Raw genomic sequence first — 1,317 nt, forward strand, 5'->3', positions numbered from 1 at the left:
TGTCAAGCCCCGGGTTTGATGGAGAGTTGGTTAGCTGGTTTTCAGGGGTGCGGTGACTGGGTGGGTCATCGTGTGTAGTGCTTCGTGCTCGGCGGGCGGGACGTGGCCGAGCTCGCCGTGTAGGCGCCGGTTGTTGTACCAGTCGATGTACTCGACGGTGGCCATCTCCAGGTCGTCGAGCCCACGCCACGGGCCCTTGTTGCGGATGAGTTCGGCCTTGTACAGGGAGTTGAACGCCTCGGCCATCGCGTTGTCGTACGAGTCGCCCTTGGAGCCGACCGAGGCGACGGCGCCGGCCTCGGCCAGCCGCTGGCTGTAGCGAATCGCTCGATACTGGACTCCCCGGTCGGAATGATGGACTAGTTTACGCAGGTCAGCGCCTTGATTCTCGCGGCGCCAGATCGCCATCTTCAGCGCGTCCAGAGCCAGATCCGTGTAGAGCGACGTGGATACCTGCCAACCGACGATCATGCGGGAGTACACGTCGAGAACGAACGCGGCGTACACCCAGCCCACGGCGGTGCGCACGTAGGTCAGGTCAGCGACCCACAGCTGGTTCGGCCGCACCGCGGTGAAGTCCCGTTTGACCAGGTCACCGGGGCGGCCCGTCTCGGCTGCGGGTCGGGTCGTGCGCGGCGCCTTGTCGCGCAGCAGCCCCCGCAGCCCAGACTCACGCATCAGCCGTTCGACCGTGCAGCGGGCCACCGGCTCGCCGCGTCGGTGCAGCTCATGCCAGATCTTGCGGGCCCCGTAGACTCCGTAGTTCTCCTGGTGGATCCGCTCGATCATCGCGGTCAGCTCCTCATCGCGCCGCGACCGGGCCGAGGCCGGACGGGTCTTGGCGGCGTAGTAGGTCGACGGTGCGATCTGTGCCGGCGTGTCTTCGAGCGCCCGCAGGACCGGCTGGACACCGTGTTCGACCCGCTGGGAGTCGACGAACTCGACCCTCATCGCGACGGACGGTCCAACTCCGCCGCGAAGAAAGACGCCGCGGACTTCAGAATCTGGTTCGCCCGTCGCAGCTCACGCACCTCCCGTTCCAACGCGGCAAGGCGTTCCGCATCGCTGTTGGTGGTGCCCGGCCGGTCACCGGCGTCGGTCTCGGCCTTCTTCACCCAACCGCGCAACGCCTCCGGATGAACCCCGAGCTGGCCCGCGATCCGACGGATCGCGCCAACCGCGCTGGCCGGATCCCGGCGAGCCTCGACCGCCAGCCGCGTCGCACGCTCACGCAACTCATCGTTGTACTTCTTCGGTGCCGGCATCGCTGCTGTTCCTCCCAGGTTTCGATATCTCCATCAAACCCGGTGCGGGACA

Annotated in this window: 1 protein-coding gene; it reads right to left on the minus strand. The window is 66.7% G+C overall.

Translation table 11 applies throughout. From position 1 onward, the window contains the following. Positions 1-30 precede the first annotated feature (30 nt). Positions 31-1,265, minus strand: a protein-coding gene (locus ACFOX0_RS34130; protein ID WP_377553812.1) for an IS3 family transposase whose coding sequence is annotated in 2 segments (ribosomal slippage) — positions 31-986 and positions 986-1,265 — 1,236 coding nt in all. Because the reading frame shifts where the segments join, the coding sequence is not laid out codon by codon here. Positions 1,266-1,317 lie beyond the last annotated feature (52 nt).

Source organism: Micromonospora zhanjiangensis, from assembly GCF_042650605.1.
Taxonomy (GTDB): domain Bacteria; phylum Actinomycetota; class Actinomycetes; order Mycobacteriales; family Micromonosporaceae; genus Micromonospora_J; species Micromonospora_J zhanjiangensis.